This window comes from Eikenella sp., from assembly GCF_057315495.1.
Genome location: NZ_DBHKXY010000040.1, coordinates 1 through 20,439 on the forward strand (window position 1 = coordinate 1; position 20,439 = coordinate 20,439).

At 57.1% G+C, this 20,439-nt stretch carries 15 protein-coding genes; 8 read left to right on the top strand and 7 right to left on the bottom strand.

The features are described from left to right. Positions 1-158 precede the first annotated feature (158 nt). Together rpsT and ACO6EE_RS07295 are read right to left on the bottom strand one after the other, a co-directional pair. Entirely contained in the window at positions 159-422 is a 264-nt protein-coding gene (rpsT, locus tag ACO6EE_RS07290) for a 30S ribosomal protein S20 (protein ID WP_003823349.1), read from the bottom strand. Positions 423-701: 279 nt separating this feature from the next. Further along, entirely contained in the window at positions 702-1,775 is a 1,074-nt protein-coding gene (locus tag ACO6EE_RS07295) for an AI-2E family transporter (protein WP_485960283.1), read from the bottom strand. Positions 1,776-1,981: 206 nt separating this feature from the next. Here ACO6EE_RS07295 and ACO6EE_RS07300 point away from each other — a divergent pair, with 206 nt between their 5' ends. The 3 genes from ACO6EE_RS07300 to ACO6EE_RS07310 all read left to right on the top strand — a co-directional run bounded on the left by ACO6EE_RS07300 (position 1,982) and on the right by ACO6EE_RS07310 (position 4,310). After that, on the top strand, positions 1,982-2,998 hold the full coding sequence (locus ACO6EE_RS07300) for a DUF1853 family protein (protein WP_485960302.1): 1,017 nt from the start codon (positions 1,982-1,984) through the stop codon (positions 2,996-2,998). A 127-nt stretch (positions 2,999-3,125) separates the two neighbouring features. Beyond that, a complete protein-coding gene (locus ACO6EE_RS07305) occupies positions 3,126-3,602 on the top strand; it encodes a pyridoxamine 5'-phosphate oxidase family protein (RefSeq protein WP_485960285.1) in 477 nt (158 codons plus the stop codon). Between the two features lie 105 nt (positions 3,603-3,707). Then, positions 3,708-4,310, top strand: coding sequence for a hypothetical protein (locus ACO6EE_RS07310; protein ID WP_485960287.1), 603 nt, complete (start codon positions 3,708-3,710; stop codon positions 4,308-4,310). 283 nt (positions 4,311-4,593) lie between these two features. Here ACO6EE_RS07310 and ACO6EE_RS07315 read toward each other — a convergent pair whose 3' ends face one another. Continuing rightward, the gene (locus tag ACO6EE_RS07315) at positions 4,594-7,080 is read right to left on the bottom strand and encodes a heavy metal translocating P-type ATPase (RefSeq protein ID WP_485960289.1); all 2,487 of its coding nucleotides are present in this window, start codon (positions 7,078-7,080) and stop codon (positions 4,594-4,596) included. A 285-nt stretch (positions 7,081-7,365) separates the two neighbouring features. Here ACO6EE_RS07315 and ACO6EE_RS07320 point away from each other — a divergent pair, with 285 nt between their 5' ends. Further along, positions 7,366-8,787: an SLC13 family permease gene (locus ACO6EE_RS07320; RefSeq protein WP_485960291.1), complete on the top strand. Its 1,422-nt coding sequence runs from the start codon at positions 7,366-7,368 to the stop codon at positions 8,785-8,787. Between the two features lie 119 nt (positions 8,788-8,906). On the opposite strand, the gene ACO6EE_RS07325 is transcribed toward ACO6EE_RS07320, so the two are convergent. Together ACO6EE_RS07325 and ACO6EE_RS07330 are read right to left on the bottom strand one after the other, a co-directional pair. Next, the gene (locus ACO6EE_RS07325; protein WP_485960292.1) at positions 8,907-9,332 is read right to left on the bottom strand and encodes a hypothetical protein; all 426 of its coding nucleotides are present in this window, start codon (positions 9,330-9,332) and stop codon (positions 8,907-8,909) included. Positions 9,333-9,530: 198 nt separating this feature from the next. Further along, a complete protein-coding gene (locus tag ACO6EE_RS07330) occupies positions 9,531-11,126 on the bottom strand; it encodes a peptide chain release factor 3 (RefSeq protein ID WP_485960293.1) in 1,596 nt (531 codons plus the stop codon). A gap of 218 nt (positions 11,127-11,344) precedes the next feature. Here ACO6EE_RS07330 and xseA point away from each other — a divergent pair, with 218 nt between their 5' ends. Then, positions 11,345-12,697 (top strand): exodeoxyribonuclease VII large subunit, encoded by a 1,353-nt coding sequence (gene xseA, locus ACO6EE_RS07335; protein WP_485960294.1) that lies wholly within the window; start codon positions 11,345-11,347, stop codon positions 12,695-12,697. Between the two features lie 722 nt (positions 12,698-13,419). Continuing rightward, a complete protein-coding gene (locus tag ACO6EE_RS07340) occupies positions 13,420-14,793 on the top strand; it encodes an L-serine ammonia-lyase (protein ID WP_485960296.1) in 1,374 nt (457 codons plus the stop codon). 262 nt (positions 14,794-15,055) lie between these two features. Here the strand turns inward: ACO6EE_RS07340 and ACO6EE_RS07345 are convergent, their stop codons facing one another. Further along, positions 15,056-16,723, bottom strand: coding sequence for an ABC1 kinase family protein (locus ACO6EE_RS07345; protein WP_485960298.1), 1,668 nt, complete (start codon positions 16,721-16,723; stop codon positions 15,056-15,058). 166 nt (positions 16,724-16,889) lie between these two features. On the opposite strand from ACO6EE_RS07345, the gene ACO6EE_RS07350 reads away from it, so the two are divergent. Continuing rightward, the gene (locus ACO6EE_RS07350; protein ID WP_485960300.1) at positions 16,890-17,486 is read left to right on the top strand and encodes a C40 family peptidase; all 597 of its coding nucleotides are present in this window, start codon (positions 16,890-16,892) and stop codon (positions 17,484-17,486) included. 11 nt (positions 17,487-17,497) lie between these two features. After that, positions 17,498-17,710, top strand: a complete 213-nt coding sequence (locus ACO6EE_RS07355; RefSeq protein ID WP_023886922.1) for a hypothetical protein — start codon at positions 17,498-17,500, stop codon at positions 17,708-17,710. A 216-nt stretch (positions 17,711-17,926) separates the two neighbouring features. Here ACO6EE_RS07355 and leuS read toward each other — a convergent pair. Beyond that, a partial coding sequence (leuS, locus tag ACO6EE_RS07360) for a leucine--tRNA ligase (protein WP_485960301.1) occupies positions 17,927-20,439 on the bottom strand: 2,513 nt, incomplete at its 5' end.

The window sequence follows — 20,439 nt, forward strand, 5'->3', positions numbered from 1 at the left end:
AAAATCAGGACAAGGCGGTGAGCCGCAGACAGTACAAATAGTACGGCAAGGCGAGCCAACGCTGTACTGGTTTAAATTTAATTCACTATACAAACCTTCCGCGCAAAACAAAGCCGCATCTATTTGCAAGATGCGGCAGCGTTTATGCAGCAAGCGGCTTAGGCCATGGCTTTGATTTTGGCAGCCAAGCGGCTTTTGTGGCGGGCGGCTTTGTTTTTATGGAACACGCCTTTGTCGGCGATGCGGTCCATCACTTTAGTGGCTGCCACGAATTCGGCTTGGGCGGCGGCTTTATCGCCACTTTCCACAACCTTCAAAACTTTCTTCACTGCGGTACGGAAAGCAGTACGCAGGCTGGCATTGTGTGCACGGTTTTTCTGCGACTGGCGGGCGCGTTTGCGTGCCTGGGCGCTATTGGCCATATGAAAAATCTCCTGATAAGTAAAATAAAATCCGTAAGCGCGGCATTTTACTGGCGATGTTGCCTAAATGCAAGCAGCCACGAACTATTTTCGGCAAACGGCGGGCAAGTAGGGAAAGAGCGTTTGCCCGATACAACAAAAGCGGTGCAGCCTGGCGCATTTTCCAGCCTGCCCAAACTGCCCAAGCCACACTAAAGGCTACCTGAAACTCTAGTTGCACCAAAACTCCGCTGCGCTGCGTTTCAGGTAGCCTTTGCGAACAACGACTGCCCTGCCCGACTATTTCTCGCGCCGGTAGAATCTGCTATCCATATATGCCGCCACGCCCTCGCGCAGCAGCACCAGCGTTACCGCAGCCAAAGGCAGCGCCAGCAGCATGCCCACAAAACCCAGCAGGCTGCCGAAAGCCATCAAGGCGAAAATCACCCAAAACGGCGAAAGCCCGATGCGGTCGCCCACAATCTTCGGCGTGATAAAGAAACTTTCCAAAAACTGCCCCACGGCAAACACCGCCCACACCGTAATCAGCCCCTGCCACGTGCCAAACTGCAACAGCGCCGCCATCGTGGCCAGCAGCAGGCCGGTAAATGCCCCCAAATACGGCACAAATACCAACAACCCCGCCACCATACCAATAGCAAAGCCAGATTCCAAACCCGCCAGCATCAAGCCCAAACCGTAGAGCAGCCCCATAATCAGCATCACAATCAGCTGCCCGCGCAAAAATTCGCCCAACACCGTATCCATATTGCCGCCAATGCGCGTATAGGCTGCCAGATAGCGGCGCGGAATCATAGTGTTAATTCCCTCTGCCCAGCGCGACCAATCCAGCAGGAAGTAATACAGCAAAAATGGCAGCACCATCAAATTGCCCAAACTGGTTACCAAACTGCCGCCCTTTTCCAACAAGGCCGGCAGCGCCTTGGAAAGCCCTGCCTGAACACTGCCCACATGGCCGCTTAGCCATTTCGATACCGATTGGTCGTCCAACACCCAATGCGTGTCCAGCATATGATTAATCCAAGGCAGCGCCTTATTTTGCGCAAACGCCACCAATTCCGGCAGTTTACCCAGCAAACTGCCAAATTGCTGCACCAACATCGGCACCACAATCAGCAGCAACAGCACCAGCAGCAGCAGTGCAAACACCATCACCAGCATCGCCGCCATCGCACGCCGCACCCTGTGTCGGCAAAGCTTTTCCACCAGCGGGTTCAAAATATAGGCCAACACCGCAGCCACCACAAACGGCGAAAGCACATCGCGCATCTGCACGATTAAAAGCTCCACCGCCAACAACAGCGATACCCCAACCACCCACGGCAGCCAGCCACGCTTCTTCGTTTTATACATACACAGCCTCAATTAATTCATCCGGCACACGCCGCGTCGCGCGCATTATCCGGTGTCACCCCATAAAAAACAAATGATTTCACACACAATCAACAAGAAAGGCTACCTGAAACCACGCCCTCCCTTCAGGTAGCCTTTTGAGACAACTTGACTGCCCACCCCGCCATCGCTACATTCCCTCCATCCCACTCCATCCCCGCTCAAACATGAACTACGCCCTCGATGCCATCTGGTGGCGGCTGCGCCACCCCGCCGTGCGCGACCTCGCCGCCCTGCTCACCGCCCCGCCCCTATGGCACAGCGGCTGCGAGCTCCCCATCCCCCGCCTACTCGGCAGCCAAGGCTTCCGCTTCCTGCTTAGCCTCGACGATGCCCCTGCCCCACTGACGCAATGGCTCGAACAAGAAGCCCCCTTCGGCCACCGCCTAGGCCACTACGCCGAAAGCCTACTCGCCTTCTGGCTGGCACACGCCCCCCATTGCCAACTCATCGCCCGCAACCACCCCATCCGCAGCGAAAGCGGCCACACCCTCGGCGCCGCCGACTTCCTCTGCCTGCTCGACTCCACCCCCTACCACCTCGAACTCACCTGCAAATACTACGGTGGCACCACACCCGACAATTTCCAAGGCCTCAACCCCGCCGACACCCTGCTCGGCAAAGCCGCCAAACTACAGCAACAATGCCGCCTCTTCCACACCCCCCAAGCCCGCACCCAACTGCCCGCCCCACTCCAAGGCTACCTGAAAACGAGCGCAGCGAGTTTCTGCGGAGCTAAAACGAGCGCAGCGAGTTTCTGCGGAGCTAAAACGAGCGAAGTGAGTTTCTGCGGAGCTAAAACGAGTGAAGCAAACCCCTGCAAAGCCAATACAGGCGAAACAGATTTGCACAAAGCCAAAAACCTTAGCAGCTCAGCCCTACACACCGCCACCATCATCCGCGGCACTGGCTTCACCCCAGACGGCAACCTCAACGGCAACCCACTCAACCCCCTCGGCTGGAGCGGCCCCCTCCTCCCACAATGGGCAGACTACCCCGCCCAAGCCACACAACGCTTCTACCCCCTGCCCCGCCTCGCCTACCTTGCCCCCGCCCGTATCCCGTTTGAACAAACCATTACCGCAGCCGAACTCGCCCACCAAGCCCCCGGCCTCATCGCCGTGGTCGAACAACGCCCCGACGGCATGTGGCACGAAACCCAACGCCTGATGTGCCGCGGCTGAACCGAAAAAGGCTACCTGAAAACCAAGCTTCAGGTAGCCTCATCCGTTTTCCTGCCTGCAAATACTATTCTTTGATAGCTGCATAGAAACTGAACTTCCAGCTATTCCGCCTATATAGAGCCCTGCCATGCCGCCCCTGCCCGCCAATATCCAAGCCTTCCTCACCAACCACCACGTTGTCAGCCTGGCCGCCTGCCACGAAGGCGAACTGTGGAGTGCCAGCTGCTTCTATGTATTCGACCCCGCTGCCGCCCGCCTCATCGTGCTCACCGGCAAAAACACCCAACACGGCCGCCTGATGCTGCGCAACCCGCATATTGCCGGCACCATCGCCGGCCAGCCCGCGAGTATCCGTGATATCTGCGGTATCCAGTTTGCCGCCCGCGCCGAATGCATCGACCACTCCGCCGAACGCCGTGCCGCACTCGATCTCTACGCCCAAGCCAACCCCATCGCCAAAGTTTTTCCCAGCGATATCTGGCAGCTCCAGCTTGAATACATCAAATACACCAGCAACCGCCCCGTCTTCGCCCACAAAACCCATTGGCGGCGCGATGAAAAAACAGCTAATCCAATCCTCAACCAGCCAAATATTTTCAGGTAGCCTTTCGGTTAGGATATACCCGCTGAAAGGCTACCTGAAAATATTGCGAATAACGCAGCAGCAATATAGCGAAACTCACATTTGCAGCAAAGGGCGCGTTTTAGCTTGCTTGAAGCAGGGCTTTCAGGTAGCCCAAGCCCTGCCTGCCAAACTGTGGCACAATCCGAAGCCCGCAACCCATCCCGCCGCACCATGCTCACCCTCCAAATCATCTCCGTGAAATGGCACACGCCCCAAAGCCGCCCCGCCAAACACGCCACCCGCCGCAACAGCCTGCCGCGCGTGCTGCCCCTGCCCGACACCTGGCTGGACGCATCCGGTTTTGCCGTCCACACCCAGGCCTACACCGAACATCCTTGGCACAGCGGCCGTTTTGAGCCCGAAGAGAGCCAGTTTCAAACCTTCGCCAGCCTGCCCGAACACTTCCAAAGCCTGCATTTTTGCCAAGAAAGCCAAGCCCTGCAAATCCGGCTGGACGACAACGGTTTCTACGGCGAGCCCCCGCGCCCCAAGCGCAGCCTGTTTACCCTCTCGCCCGGCCAAACCGCCCAACTGCGACTCAACGGCCGACACGCGCGTTTTTACAGCGACTACCGCTACTACACCCAGCACACGCTGAACTTCGCCTACCGCCCCAAAGGCGACCGCCGCCTGTTTGCCGGCAAACCGTTTGACCACAGCGTATCGCTGGAAGTGGTGCTGTTTTAAAAAACAGGCCGTGCAGCCCAATCTACAAACTTGCGGGCTACCTGAAAATCCAGTTCGTGCTACCTGAAACCCAAAAAAGCATCGGCGCGGCAACGCCGCCCCAGCGCCAAACAAAAAGGCTACCTGAAATGCCGCCCGGGAAAATATAGTGGATTAACAAAAATCAGGACAAGGCGGCGAGCCGCAGACAGTACACACGTTACGACAAGGCGAGCCAACGCTGTACTGGTTTTTGTTAATTCACTATACTTGCCAAACCGTGCTTTCAGGTAGCCGCCTTCCCCTATTTCGCCCGACGCAGCAGGCGCAAGGCGTTGGCGGAAACCAGGAGCGAGCTCAGGCTCATGCCCAGCGCGGCTACCCACGGCGTTACGAAGCCCGCCGCTGCCAGCGGTACCATAATCAGGTTGTAGCCGGCCGCCCACCACAGGTTTTCGCGCACAATCCACGCGGTGCGTTTGGCTTGGGTGGTGAGGTAGGGCAGCGTGCGCATATTGCCGTTGAGCAGCAACACATCCGCCCCTTCGCGTGCCACGTCGGCGCCTTCGGCCACGGCCACCGACACATCGGCCTGCGCCAGCACGGGTGCATCGTTGATGCCGTCGCCCACCATCAGCACTTTATGCCCTTTCGCCTGCAAATCCTGCACATAAGCCAGCTTGTCTTCCGGCGTGGCTTCAGCGCGCACCGCATCCAGCGGCAAAGCGGCTGCCACGGCATCGGCTGCGGCCTGCCTGTCGCCGCTGAGCAGGTGCAGGCTCAAGCCCTGGCGTTTCCATTCGGCCAGCATGGCAGGCACTTCGGGTTTGGCTTGGTCTTGCAGCAGGAACACGGCGGCAAAGCCGGCTGCGCTGCCCAAATACACCGCGCCGCCGGCATGCTCGGCCTGCAAACTTTCAGGTAGCCTGCCCGAAAGTTCAGCCACATAATCCAAACGGCCGATGCGCCATTGTTCCAGCCGCCCTTCATGCCGCACTTGCGCGCTGATGCCGTGCCCGGCGCGGTTTAAATAGTTTTCCGCCTCCAGCGCCAACGTGGCGGGCGGCAGATTAGCAATGGCGCGGGCGGCGGGGTGTTCGCTCTGCCGTTCCAGCAGCTGCGCCAGCGCTACGGCCAACTCTTGGCTGATGCCTTCGGCGGTGTGCACGGCGCACACGGCCGGCTGGCCGGTGGTGAGCGTACCGGTTTTATCGAGCACCACGGTGTCGATCCGCGCCAAGGTTTCCAAACTGTGCCCGCGGCTGATAAGCACGCCCTCGCCCGCCAAGTGACCGGTGGAAGCCGCCAGCGCGGCAGGCGTGGCCAGCGATAAGGCGCACGGGCAGGTGGCCACCAAGAGCGACACGGTAATCCACAGCGCAGTTTGCACATCGGCATACCAAGTCCAACCCGCAAACACCAGCACGCCCAGCAGCAAAAGCGCGCCCACAAACCAAGCCGCGTAGCGGTCGGCCAGCTCCACCATGTGCGGCTTTTCCGCCAAAGCCCGATCCAGCAGGCGCACAATGTGCGACAGCCGCGTTTGGCTGCCCGCCTGCTCCACCCGGATAATCAGCGGGCTGCCGCCATTAAGCGTGCCGGCGGTTACCGCATCGCCCGCTGCTTTCGGCACGGGCAGGCTCTCGCCGCTGAGCATGGCCTCGTTCGCCTCGCTCTCTCCTTCCAGCACCACCCCGTCTGCCGGCAGCACCTCGCCCGGCTTCACCAGCAGCACTTCGCCGCCGGAAAGCCGCGCCACCACCGCCTCTTCCACCTGCGCCGTATCCGGATAATCCGGCAGCCGGTGGCAAAACGCCGGCACTAGCTTCACCAGCCGCTCGGCCGCATCGCCCGCCTTGCGCCGCGCCAGCTGTTCCAAATAGCGCCCGCCCAACAGCAGGAACACAAACATCGACACCGAATCGAAATAAATCCCCTCTTCCCGCCCCTGAAACAGCGCCCAAAGGCTACCTGAAAACGCCGCCGCAATCGAAATCGCCACCGGCGTATCCATGCCCGCGCGGCGGTTTTTCCAATCGCGCCACGCCCCTTTGAAAAACGGCACCGCCGAATACAGCAACACCGGCAACGTGAGAATCATGCTCGCCCAATGCAGCATCCACAAAAAACGCGGCTCGATTTCTCCCGCATGCAGATAAGTGGGCACCACATACATCATCACCTGCATCATGGCCAGCCCGGCCACCCACAAGCGCGTGAGCGCCTGCTTGCGCTCCGCCGCCGCCTGCGTTTCCATCCGCTGCGCGTCATAAGGCGAAGCCTCGTAGCCGCTCTGACGCACCCTCAGCAAAATGTCCGACAGCGCCACCTGCGAGCAGTCCCACGCCACCCGCGCGCGCAACGTGCTGTAGTTGATTTCCGCACGCAGCACGCCTGAAAGCCGCAAAAGCTGCTGCTCAATCAGCCACACGCAGGCCGCACAAGTCACCCCGCCCAGCATCAGCACCGCCTCGCGCTCGTTTTCCGCCTTCACTTCCACAAATTCCGCCTGCACGTCCGGCAGGTCATATAGCTTCAGCTGTTCCAACACTTCCGGCGGCAGCAACACCGCCTGCTCCGCCTCCGCCGTGCGGCGGTGGTAGTAGCTACCCAGCCCGGCGGCAATAATGCTCTGCGCCACCGCCTGACAGCCCGCGCAACAAGCCGGATGGCTCGCGCCTTCAAATTCAATCAGCAAATCCAAACCGCGCGACACGGGCAGGCCGCAGTGGAAACAAGTTTCGGTTTCGGCTTGGGTTTGGGTTTCGGATGGGGATTCGGTGTGGCTCATGATGGATGCGTTTAAGTGGCGGGAACGGCGCGGATTATAGGCTACCTGAAAGCTCAGTGCAGCGAAGTTTCGGCAAAATGATCCTTTCAGGTAGCCTTTTTTCAGGTAGCCTGTTCAGCAGTCAGGTTGATATACAAATATATAAATAGATTAAAACAAAAGTATCAATAATTGACAGAACCTTTACCAGCTCTTATTCTGCCGCCGTGAGTGCACACACGCTCATGGTCGCAACAATAAAGAATGTGAAGATAAAGCTTAACCAAACTTTATGGAGACGGATTCATGAACTTCCGAGAGAACCCAAGCCAAACCAATTTGCCAGAAAACTTTGAGCTGCAAAGTGCGCAAATACCAGTAACCAGCTTTCGCGGGCTGATCATCGCCATTATTGCGGCCGTGATATCTGCTATTGCCTACCAAATTCTGCCCTATGAGCATTATCCCAATGCCGGGCTGACTATTTTGCTGTTTGTGGCCATTTTATGGTTTACCGAAGCGGTGCACATCACCGTTACCGCGCTTACGGTGCCACTATTAGCGATTTTCTTCAAAATTCCGGATATGGGCACCAAAGAAGCCTTTGCCGGCTTTTCCGATCCGATTATTTATGTGTTTTTCGGCGGCTTCGCGCTGGCGGCAGCCATGCACGTGCAGCGGCTGGATAGAAAAATCGCCATGCTGGTGATTTCGCTCTCGCGCGGCAATATGCTGGCGGCGGTGATGATGGTGTTTGCCGTTACCACCGGCCTTTCCATGTGGATCAGCAATACCGCCACCGCCGCGATGATGCTGCCGTTGGCCATGGGGCTGATGGGGCACGTCGATAAGGAAAAAGACCGCAAAACCTATGTATTCGTACTGCTGGGCATTGCCTACTGTGCCAGCATCGGCGGCTTGGGCACGCTGGTGGGCTCTCCGCCCAATGCAATTGCCGCCAAAGCGCTCAATTTGGACTTCGCCGGCTGGATGAAGCACGGCCTGCCGATGATGCTGGTGCTGCTGCCCCTGATGCTGTTTTCCCTGTTTGTGGTGTTGAAACCGAACTTTGCCGAAAAAGTGGATGTCCAACAAAAAGAAGATATTCCGTGGACCTTGCACCGCGTGATTACCGTCATCATTTTCGTGGTTACCGCCCTGTGCTGGATTTTTGGCGGGGAGCTGGGCAAAGCCACCGGCATCAAATCGATCGACAGCTTCATCGCCATGGTGGCGGCAGTGGCCGTAGTGATGTTTGGTGTGGTGAGCTGGCGCGAAGTGGCCCGCAACACCGACTGGGGTACGCTGATGCTGTTCGGCGGCGGCATCACCCTTTCCGTATTAATGGAAAAATCCGGCGCTTCTGCCGCTTTGGGTAATGAAGTAGCGGCATCTTTCGGCCATGCTTCTCCCTTGGTCATTATCTTGGTGGTGGCCACGTTCATTATCTTCCTCACCGAATTCACCAGCAACACCGCCTCCGCCGCGCTACTGGTACCGGTATTCGCCACCATTGCCGCCAAAATGGGCATGAATCAGGAAGTGTTGGTGCTGATTATCGGCATCGGTGCGTCTTGTGCCTTTATGTTGCCCGTGGCCACGCCGCCCAATGCGATTGTGTTCGGCTCGGGGCTGATTAAGCAGAAAGAAATGATGCAGGTTGGTTTCCTGCTGAATATCCTATCCATCATCGTGGTATCGGCTTGGGCATATTTCTTCCTGACTTAACAAGAATAAACCCGACAGCTGCACCGGATTAACAGCTTGCCGGGCTTATTCCTGCTATACCCATCGTATTGAAAAAGGCTACCTGAAAATTTTCAGGTAGCCTTTTCCTATCTATTTTTCTACTCCGGCCGCACATAATAACCCAGCCGGTTCTCCTGTATCTTTATCCGCACCGTCTGCCCCACCAAGCTCTTTGGTACACTCCTCAAAAAGGCATATTCCACATCAAAACGCGTGCCGTCTTCCAGTTCCAACACCCATGTATTAAAACCATTCCGGCTCCCCCGTGTATCCAACAGCTTGGCTTGCCGTACCATTGGTTCCATCGGCAGCAGCGAAGCAAGCACCACACCATTCACCACCACCTTTGTCAGCACACCAGCCAGCAACACTCCCCACATCACGCTCGACATTCTGCCTCTAAACTGCCCGCCGCTGCTCAAACTCTGTTTTTCTCCCGCCGGCCAGCGGAAAAACCAACGCACACAAGCTACCGCCAACAACACAAAACCACCATAGCCAGCTTCGAAGCATCCGCCTTCCATACCAGGGGCCGGGTAAGCAGCAGCAATGCCACCCACACTAGCGCTACTACCAGCGCCAGTTTGTTCAACTGCTCCCATTCTTCCTCTTCAAACTCAAACCAAGCCATTCCACTTTTTCCATCCGGTTTCAGGCTACCTGAAAGCGCAGCTTTAACACAGTTAAAACATGACCACCTAACTTTTCAGGTAGCCTCTTTATCAACTCAGCTTCGCCGCATGTTCCCTGGTTTCATGGAACACAATATCCGGCCAGCGTTCCTGCGTCAGGTTCAAATTCACGCGGTTGGGGGCAAGATACGCCAAATTGCCGCCTGCGTCTATCGCCAGATTGCCCGCATTGGCTTTTTCAAATTCCGCCAGCTTTTTCTTGTCTTCGCACGATACCCAGCGCGCCGACCAGATGGATGCGCTGTCGAACACGGCTTCCACGCCGTATTCGTTGGAGAGGCGCGAGGTAACGACTTCAAACTGCAACACGCCGACCGCGCCCAAAATCAAATCCGCGCCGCTCATCGGTTTGAAAACCTGTACCGCGCCTTCTTCGCCGAGCTGTTGCAAACCTTTTTGCAGTTGCTTGATTTTCAGCGGGTTTTTGATGCGAACGCTGCGGAACAGTTCGGGCGCGAAGAATGGGATGCCGGTAAATGCCAGTTGTTCGCCTTCGGAGAAGCTGTCGCCGATTTGGATGTTGCCGTGGTTCGGGATACCGATGATGTCGCCTGCGTAGGCTTCTTCCACCAGCTCGCGGTCGTGCGACATGAAGGTGACCACGCTGGAGGCGGCGATTTCGCGGTTGATGCGCAGGTGTTTCATCTTCATGCCGCGCTCGAATTTACCGGAGCAGACGCGTAAGAAGGCGATACGGTCGCGGTGTTTCGGATCCATATTGGCTTGGATCTTGAAGATAAATCCGGAGAACTTCGGCTCGTCCGGCTCGACCATGCGTACGGTCGCATCGCGCGGTTTCGGCGCAGGCGCCCATTCAATCAATGAATTGAGGATTTCCTGAATACCGAAGTTGTTAATCGCAGAGCCGAAGAACACGGGCGTGAGTTCGCCGGCGAGAAATTCGTCGAGATTGAACTCGTTGGAAGCAGCCTGCACCAATTCGATTTCGTCGCGCAGCTGTTGGATTTCCAACGGAAAGCGTTGTTCCAATTCAGGATTGTCGATGCCTTTGATGATGTCGAATTCGTGCGGCAGGCGTTCGCCGCCGGCTTCAAAGAGATAGATTTCGTCGTTCAGGATGTGGTACACGCCCTTAAAGTTTTTGCCCATGCCGATCGGCCAAGTAACGGGCGCGCAGCGGATTTTTAAAATATTTTCCACTTCGTCCAACAATTCCAAAGAATCGCGCACTTCGCGGTCGTATTTGTTCATGAACGTGACAATCGGCGTATTGCGCAGGCGGCAGACGTTCAAGAGTTTGATGGTTTGCGCTTCCACGCCTTTTGCCGCGTCGATGACCATCAATGCGCTGTCCACGGCGGTCAAAACGCGGTAGGTGTCTTCGGAGAAGTCTTGGTGGCCGGGGGTGTCCAGCAGGTTGACGGTGTGGTCGTGGTAGTCAAACTGCATCACGCTGGATGCCACGGAAATGCCGCGCTGCTTCTCAATCTCCATCCAGTCGGAGGTGGCGAATTTGCCGGTTTTCTTGCCCTTTACCGTGCCCGCGCTTTGAATCGCACCTGAAAACAGCAGCAGTTTTTCAGTCAGCGTGGTTTTACCCGCATCAGGGTGGGAGATGATGGCAAACGTGCGGCGGCGGCGCACTTGGTCTGGAATATTGGACATGGCGGAAAATCCGAATTGAAAACGGCGTATTTTAACATATTGCCGGGCAGGGAAAGGCTACCTGAAAAATGTGCGTGCTGTTTGGGCACAACGTGCTGTATCCGTTTTCAGGTAGCCTTTAGGGCGATGAAGGCTACCTGAAAATCTATCCGCCCGATTTTTCAGGTAGCCTTCCCCTTGTATAATGCCGCCTTTGTTTATTGTCTCGCTATCCTGCCATGTCCGACCTATTCGCCCCCGCCGCGCTTTCTGTTTCCGAGCTAAACCATTTGGCTAAAAATCTGCTGGAAGACCAGCTCGCCGGGCTGTGGGTGGGCGGCGAAGTGTCGAATTTGGTGAAAGCGGCGAGCGGGCACTATTATTTTGTTTTAAAAGACCAACGCGCCCAGGTGCGCTGCACTTTGTTTAAGCATGCCGTCCGCTCGCTGGCCGTGCTGTTGCGCGAGGGCGAGGAAGTAGAGGTGTTGGGCAAAATTACGCTGTATGAGGCGCGTGGGGAGTTTCAGATTAATGTGCGGGAAGTGCGGCGCAAGGGGCTGGGGCAGCTGTTTGAGGCGTATGAACGGCTGAAGCAGCGCCTACAGGCAGAAGGTTTGTTCGATGCGGCACGCAAACGGCCGTTGCCCGCTGCGCCGCAGTGTATCGGCGTGGTCACCAGCCTGGCGGCGGCGGCATTGCGCGATGTGGTCACCACGTTGCGGCGGCGGGCGCCGGATGTGCGCGTGGTGGTGTATCCCACGGTGGTGCAGGGCGCGGGCAGCGAGTTTCAGGTAGCCTCAGCCATTGCGGCGGCGGCAGAACACGCGCAGGCAGATGTGTTGATTGTGTGCCGTGGCGGGGGCAGCATTGAGGATTTGTGGGCGTTTAACGAAGAGGCGGCGGTGCGCGCGGTGGCGGCTTGCCCGATTCCAGTGGTGAGCGGGGTGGGGCACGAAACGGATTTCACGCTCACGGATTTCGCCGCCGACGTGCGCGCACCCACGCCCACCGCCGCCGCCGAGCTGGCCAGCCCGAACCGCGCGGAACAGCTGGACAAAATGTGCCGCCTGCACAGCCATATGCGCCACACGCTGCAACGGCGCTACACAGACGCGGCGCAACGGCTCGATTGGCATGCCGCGCAGTTGCGCCACCCGCGCCAGAAATGGCAGGAACAACAAGCCGGTTTGTTGCGCAGCCGCCAAATGCTGGCCGACCATATGCTGCGCCACCTGCGCCGCAAACAGGAGCAGCTGGCCTACTTGGCCGAGCTGTGCCGCCGCAGTAGGCCACCAGTGCACACTGCTGCTCGACAGCTACAAGCGCAGACTGTCCAGCTCAACCGCCATATAGCCGCGCTCTTGGCGCAAAAGCAGGCGCAGTGCCAAAAGCAGGCGGGCATTTTGGAAGCTCTCTCGCCGCAGCATACGCTGTCGCGCGGCTATAGCGTGATTACCGACCGCACGGGCAAAGTGGTGCGCGATGCGGGCAGACTGCACAGCGGGCAGGTGCTGCAGCTGCATTTTGAAACCGGCACGGCCAAGGCACAGGTGTTGCCGCAGCGTACCGGGCAGCAGGATTTGTTTGATTAGCGCGTGCAGACAATTTTCAGGTAGCCTCACTGCAAAGGGCTACCTGAAAAAGCAAAACGGCTTCCTTTGCGGAAGCCGTTTGTGGTTGTTTGACCGATACGGTTATGCCACGGTAAAACCTTCTGCCGAGAGGGCGGCTTTGAATGCTTCAATGTCGAAGCCATCACCGTGTGTAATCACTACGCGGCCGTCGTCATGATTGGCATTCACCATTCTCACACCCGCAACAGTTTCACCCTTCAAAACCAAGCGGTCCCCATCCGTTTTGTTCTTCATACCGGACACTTGAATCAACGTTTGTGGCATATTAACCTCTAAATAATGTAGTTGATTAAAAATAAATAGCTAGCCATACTGCACTGTTTTTGTACAATTATGCAGTATGCATCACAAAAAATATTGCCCAAGCTTCTTACACTTTCCCACAACATCCTTGCTGCATCAAACAGGCAATGTGCGCATTTTGCCTAGGTAGCGGCAACTTGTCCAGCATTATTCAAGGGAAAACTGCATTCGCGCTGCTCGGCACACAGCGGTACACCCTATGCTGCCACGGGCAGATTTGGTAAGATATTGATCGATACGAAAAGTTGAATAACTATAGTGGATTAACTTCAAATCAGTAAGGTATTGGCTCCCCATGCTGTGTATATGTATTATTTGCAGCCGGCCGCCTTGTTCTGATTCTGGTTGGCCCACTATGAATTAAAGGGGTGGAAAAAATGATCAGTATTTTCGACATGTTCAAAATTGGTATCGGCCCGTCTAGTTCACATACTGTGGGGCCGATGCGTGCCGGCGTACTGTTTCGCCAACAGCTTATCGAACAGGGGCTGCTAGATAAGATTACCCGCTTTAGCGCCCATGTGTATGGCTCGCTCTCATTTACCGGCAAAGGCCACGGCACAGACCACGCCATCATCGGCGGCTTGGCGGGCTATGAGCCGGATACGGTAGACACCACCGCCTTCCCTAAATTCATCGAGCAAGTATTGCGCAACAAAACCCTCCCTGATATTGGCGGCCACCATACCCCTTTCGACTACGAACACGATTTCGTGTTCCATTCATCCTTCCTGCCGCTGCATGAAAACGGTATGCGCTTAGAAGCCTATATCGGTGATGAGTTGGTGGTGCAGGAAGTGTTTTACTCCATCGGCGGCGGTTTTGTGGTGACTGAAAAACAATTTGCCGACAGCGGCAAGCAATCTGCCCCGGTGAATGTGCCCTATCCCTACACCAATGCTGAAGATCTCATCCGCCAGTGCAACGAGCATAATCTCACCCTCTCCGAATTGATGTTCCGCAACGAATGCGCCCTGCGGCCGGATCAGGAAGTGCGCGACTATGTACGCTCTGTATGGCAGACCATGAGCGATTGTATCCAGCGTGGCTTGCACGCCGAAGGTGTGCTGCCCGGCCCTATGCGAATACCACGGCGCGCACCGCTCTCGCGCAAGCAGTTTGAGAAAAACGGGCTAAACGAGAGAGACCCGATGGCCGCGGTGGATTGGGTAAATATGGTGGCCTTCGCGGTCAACGAAGAAAACGCGGCGGGCGGACGGGTGGTTACCGCGCCCACCAACGGCGCCTGCGGTATCGTGCCCACCATGTTGGCCTACTACGACCACTTTATTTTCAAAGCCGATGGCGAACACATCCTGCGTTATTTAATCACGGCCAGCGCCATCGGCAGCCTGTATAAAATGAATGCCTCCATTTCCGGCGCGGAAGTAGGCTGCCAAGGCGAAGTGGGCGTGGCCTGCTCCATGGCCGCTGCCGGGCTGACCGAGATTCAAGGCGGCACTGTCGAACAAGTATGTATTGCCGCCGAAATCGCCATGGAGCACCATCTTGGCCTCACTTGCGACCCGGTGGGCGGACAAGTGCAGGTGCCGTGCATCGAGCGCAACGCCATTTCCTCCATCAAGGCCATCAACGCCTCGCGCATGGCGCTGCAACGTACCACCGAGCCGGTGGTGTCGCTGGACGAGGTAATCAAAACCATGTATGAAACCGGTAAAGACATGAACCGGAAATACCGCGAAACCTCCACCGGCGGCTTGGCCACGCATGTGGTGCATGTGATGTGTTGAGATTTAATGCGGTTTAGTGCCGCAGAGGCAAGAAGGCTACCTGAAAATGGTTTTTCAGGTAGCCTTCTGATTACAGCCATAGCTATTTTCCCTGCCAGGTAGGGAACCATGGGCAATAGGGGTAATGTGGCAAAGTGAGCCTATGCTGTAGGGAATGATGTGCTTTGGCCATCCGATATGAAGAGTTTGCCTGCCGCCCATCTTCTCCTCGTTGCCGCCACTATTTGCCATACACTTTTTTACGCGCTTGAAAAGTTTTGTTTTAATGTTTGCCCGAACGCCAGATAGACCAGATAATCCACAGGCTGTTGGCAAAGGCCAAGAGATAGCCGAGGAAGCCCACAAACGACAAGCCAAACAGCTTCGGACCGATATTGCTGCTAAGCAGGATGGATGAACCGATAATCAACGCCGCCGTTACCATGCCCATAGTCAGCCGGTTAGCGCTGTATTCCAAGTGCCGGTTCAAGCTGTCGAGGCGTTTCAAATCCAGGTTCACGTTTAGCCGGCCGCTTTGCAGATTGCGGTTGAGGCGCAGCAGGTTTTTAGGCAACTCGCCCAGCATCTGCCCCAGCATACGGCTTTGCGTGCGGCTTCTGCGCCAAAGTTGCTGTGGCGAAAGGCGCTGGCGGATCACTTTCTGCACAATCGGTTTGGCGTGCTCCAGCAGTTGGAAGCTGCCATCCAGCCGTTTCACCACGCCTTCAAGGGTGAGCAGGGCTTTGAACAGCATCACCAAATCGCCCGGCAAGGCCAGCTCGTGCTCGCGCATGATGCGGGTTAAATCGTTAATCACCTGGCTGACGCGCAAATCGCGCACGGCGGTGTGTTCGTAGTCGAGCAGCATTTCCATCACGTCGGCGCCGAGCAGGTCTTCATCGGGAATATCGCCCTGTGCCCAGTTGCTCAGGATATATTGCACGGCAAACGGATCACGGTGGATAAGGGCTTCAATCAGCGCATTGATTTCCTGCCGGCGCACCGGATTCAGGTAGCCTGTCATACCGAAGTCGATCAGGCCGATACGCAAATCGGGATAAATAAAGATATTGCCCGGGTGCGGATCAGCATGAAACAGGCCCTGCCCCAGTATCATATCGAGCAGCACGTCGGTGATGCGGCAGGCCAGAATATGCCGCTCTTCGGTGCCCAGCAATTCGATGTCGGTATCTTTCAGCAGGGTGGCAGCCACGTACTCCTGCACCAGCACCTGCCGGTTGCTGTATTCGGGATAGACCTTGGGAATATGCACTGCCGGATGGTTGGCATACAATGTGGCAAACCGCTGCAAATGGCGCATTTCGGCCAGCAAATCGGTTTCCCTGGCCAGGCTTTTGGCAAAATATTGCACCATCTGCACCGGCTGATAGCGGCGGGTTTCCGGCATTTCCGATTCGGTGAGCTGTGCCAGATGGGTTAGAATACGCAAATCTGCCCGAATCAGCGGTTCGATATCCGGCCGGCGTACCTTTACCGCCACCTCGCTGCCATCGAGCAGCACCGCGCGGTGCACCTGTGCGATGGAGGCACTGCCTAAAGGCTCGCTGTCGATGTGTTGGAACACCTGCTCCGGCGGGCAACCCAGCTGCTCGGTGAGCAAAGAGAGAATCGCCTCGAAAGGTAAGGGATTCGCGCTGCTTTGCAGATGCTCGAATTCCTCAATCCATTCGGCGTTGAAAATATCAACCCGGGTGGCCAAAATCTGGCCGAGCTTGATAAAGGTTGGCCCCAGCTCCTCAAACGCCAGCCGGAAACGATGCGCCGTGCTCAACCCACCAGCATCTTCCTGCGCTGCCGAGCCGCCGAGCCAAGAAGCCCGGTTCAGCTTAATCCGGCTGAGAAAACCGCCCAAACCGTGCCGCGCCAGCGTGGCCACGATTTGACGCAAACGATTGATATCGCCCAAAGCGGGCATGGCAGATCTAACCATACAGCCCCCTAGCGGAACCAGTGTCCGCACAAATAGATACACAGCATAACATACGCGCCCACCGGTGCGCACAAACTGCCCCTATTGCACACTGCCCGGCCAAACACATTGCCGTGCCTTACCGCACTATGCTATAACATGGGCAAAACAAGAAAGTTTCAGATTGATGAAGTGGATAAAACAAGCAACCCTCTGCGCCCTGGCCGCCCTTGCTTTCGGCCTCGCTCCCGCCGCATACGCTGCCCCGGAAGGATTGGATAACGACGCACTCGAGCGTCTGATCCGCGAACGCACCAACCACAGCAACAATGCCCCCGCATCCAGCCGACAATCTTCATCTTCCGGCAACCGCTCCTCCTCCGGCAGCCAAGACGAAGCCGGCGACCTCATCATGAACGCCATGAGCCTCATCGGCCTCTCCTACCGCTTCGGTGGCAACTCCCCCACCCAAGGCCTCGATTGCAGCGGCTTCATGCAATACATCTTCAAACGCAGCATGGGCATTACCCTGCCGCGCACCTCCGCCGAGATGGCCACCGTAGGCCAGCAGGTAGACCGTGCCAATCTCAAACCCGGCGACATGGTATTTTTCGGCGGTGGCGGCCGTGTTTCCCACGTCGGTATGTATATCGGCAACGACCGCTTCATCCACGCCCCGCGCACCGGCCGCGACATCGAAATCACCAGCATGAACGGCACCTACTGGGAAAACCGCTACATCACCGCCCGCCGGGTAGACCGCTCCACCCGCTTCACCCGCTAAAGGCCTGCATCATGAATATGCCCACCCTGCCCAAATGGCACAGCGACGACGGCAGCATCGTATCGTGCACCGAAAAAGTGAAAGTGATGCAGGAAAACATGCAAGAACTCTACCAGCTCGCACAAGATACCTTCGAAGACGCCCTACTGATGGGCTGCAGCGAAAAACAAGTGCGCGAATTCCTGCAAGATTTGGTGCGCAGCGTGCACAACCCGTATAACTGATGTAAGCCGCATCGCCCGATTGGGAAAAGGCTACCTGAAAATTTCAGGTAGCCTTTTGTGTTGCTCACGGCTGCAAATAATGCCGAGCAATCTCCTCTAATTGCCTGTCGTATGACTTGCAGAATTCGGTTGGGCTAGTATCGATCTGTTTGCCGGCTGAGGCTACCTGAACAAGCCAAATTGGTTTTCAGGTAGCCTTTATTCAGCCAAACGGCCTTACACCACGATATTCACCAGCCGTTTCGGCACCACGATGATTTTCTTCGGTGCTTTGCCTTCCATAAACTTCTGTGCGCCGGCGGTGGCAAGGGCGGCAGCTTCGATGGTGGCTTTGTCGGCCTCGGCAGGAACAGTGATTTTATCGCGCAGTTTGCCGTTTACCTGCACCATCATCTCCATCTCGGTTTGCACCAGCGCGGCGGGATCGGCTTTCGGCCAGGGCTGCTGCCACACATTGCCGCCCTCACGCAGCTGCTCCCACAGGTTTTCGCAAATATGCGGCACAATGGGCCACAGCAGAAGTAGTACGGTTTCGAGAGTCTCCTGCGCCACTTCGCGGCCGTGTGCTTCGGCGAATGCACCGTTTTTGGCGGTGGCATCATACTGGTTCAGCAGCTCCATCACAGCGGCGATGGCGGTGTTGAACTGCTGGCGGCGGTCGTAGTCGTCCGTTACTTTGGCGATGGTGCTGTGCAGCTTGAAGCGCAACTCTTTCAGGCTACCTGAAAGTGAGTTGTGGCTACCTGCAAACACTGCGGCCGTGCCGCCCTGTTCGAACTCATACACGGTGCGCCACAGGCGGCGCAGGAAGCGGTGCGCGCCTTCCACGCCTGCGTCCGACCATTCCAGCGACTGCTCGGGCGGGCTGGCGAACATCATAAACAGGCGGGCGGTGTCCGCGCCGTAGGCATCGATGATTTGCTGCGGATCCACGCCGTTGTTTTTGGATTTGGACATTTTTTCCACGCCGCCGATGACCACGGGCTGCCCGTCCGCTTCCAGCACGGCGGACACGGGGCGGCCTTTGTCGTCGGTCTGCACACGCACTTCAGCGGGATTGAACCAGGTTTTTTTGCCGTCCGCGCTTTCGCGGTAATACGTCGCCGCCAGCACCATACCCTGTGTGAGCAATTGCTTGAACGGCTCACGCACGGACACGATGCCTTCATCGTTCATCAGTTTGGTGAAGAAACGGGCATACAACAGGTGCAGAATCGCGTGCTCGATACCGCCGATATACTGGTCGGCCTGCCCCCAATACGCTGCGGCTTCGGGCGCCACCATGTGCGCGTCGTCGCGCGGCGACATATAGCGGAACTGGTACCAGCTCGATTCCACAAACGTGTCCATGGTGTCGGTTTCGCGCTTGGCCGCGCCGCCGCATTTCGGGCAGGTGGTTTCGTAAAATTCGGGCATTTTGGCCAGCGGCGAACCTGCGCCGTCGGGCACGACATTTTCAGGCAGCACCACGGGCAAATCTTTTGCCGGCACGGGCACATCGCCGCAGGTATCGCAATGGATAATCGGCACGGGGCAGCCCCAATAGCGTTGGCGCGAAATGCCCCAGTCGCGCAGGCGGTATTGCGTTTTCGGCTCGCCCGCAGAAGCAGCCTGCAACTTGGCGGCAATGGCATCGAAGGCAGCCTGAAAATTCAAGCCATTGAATTCGTTGCTGTTTACCAGCACGCCATTTTCTTTGTCGGCATACCAGTCCTGCCAAGCGGCGGTGTCGAACGGCTGGCCGTCCACGCTAATCACTTGTTTAATCGGCAGATGATATTGTTTGGCAAAGGCAAAATCGCGCTCGTCGTGCGCAGGCACCGCCATCACTGCGCCGTCGCCATAGCCCCACAGCACATAGTTCGCCACCCACACTTCCAGCCGCTCGCCGTTGAGCGGGTTGATGACGAAGCGGCCGGTGGGCATACCTTTTTTCTCCATGGTCGCCATATCGGCTTCCGCCACGCTGCCCGCCTTGCATTCGGCGATAAACGTTTGCAGTGCAGGCTGCTTTTCGGCTGCAGCAGCGGCCAACGGATGCTCGGCAGCCACGGCCACATACGTCGCGCCCATCAGCGTGTCGGGGCGGGTGGTGTACACCTGCACAAACTCGCGGTGGCTTTCCGGCAGCCCTTCGCGGCTGTCGGCGGCTACCTGAAAACGTACCGTCATGCCGCGCGATTTGCCAATCCAGTTGCGCTGCATGGTTTTCACCTGCTCCGGCCAGTCCAAGCCGTCCAAATCCGCCAGCAGCTGCTCGGCGTAATCGGTGATTTTGAAGTAGTACATCGGGATTTCGCGCTTTTCCACCAGCGCGCCGGAACGCCAGCCGCGTCCGTCAATCACCTGCTCGTTGGCCAGCACGGTCTGGTCGACCGGGTCCCAGTTCACCGTGCCCAACTTATTGTACACAATGCCTTTTTCAAACAGCTTGGTAAACAGAAGCTGCTCCCAGCGGTAGTATTCGGGGCGGCAGGTGGCGATTTCGCGCTCCCAATCCAGCGCAAAGCCCAAGCTCTGCAACTGCTTGCGCATATAGGCAATGTTTTCATACGTCCATTTGGACGGCGCGACTTGGTGGTTAATCGCCGCATTTTCAGCGGGCATGCCGAACGCGTCCCAACCCATCGGCTGCAACACGTTGAACCCCTGCATTTTTTTGAAACGGCTGCGCACGTCGCCGATGGTGTAGTTGCGCACATGCCCCATGTGCAGCTTGCCGCTGGGAT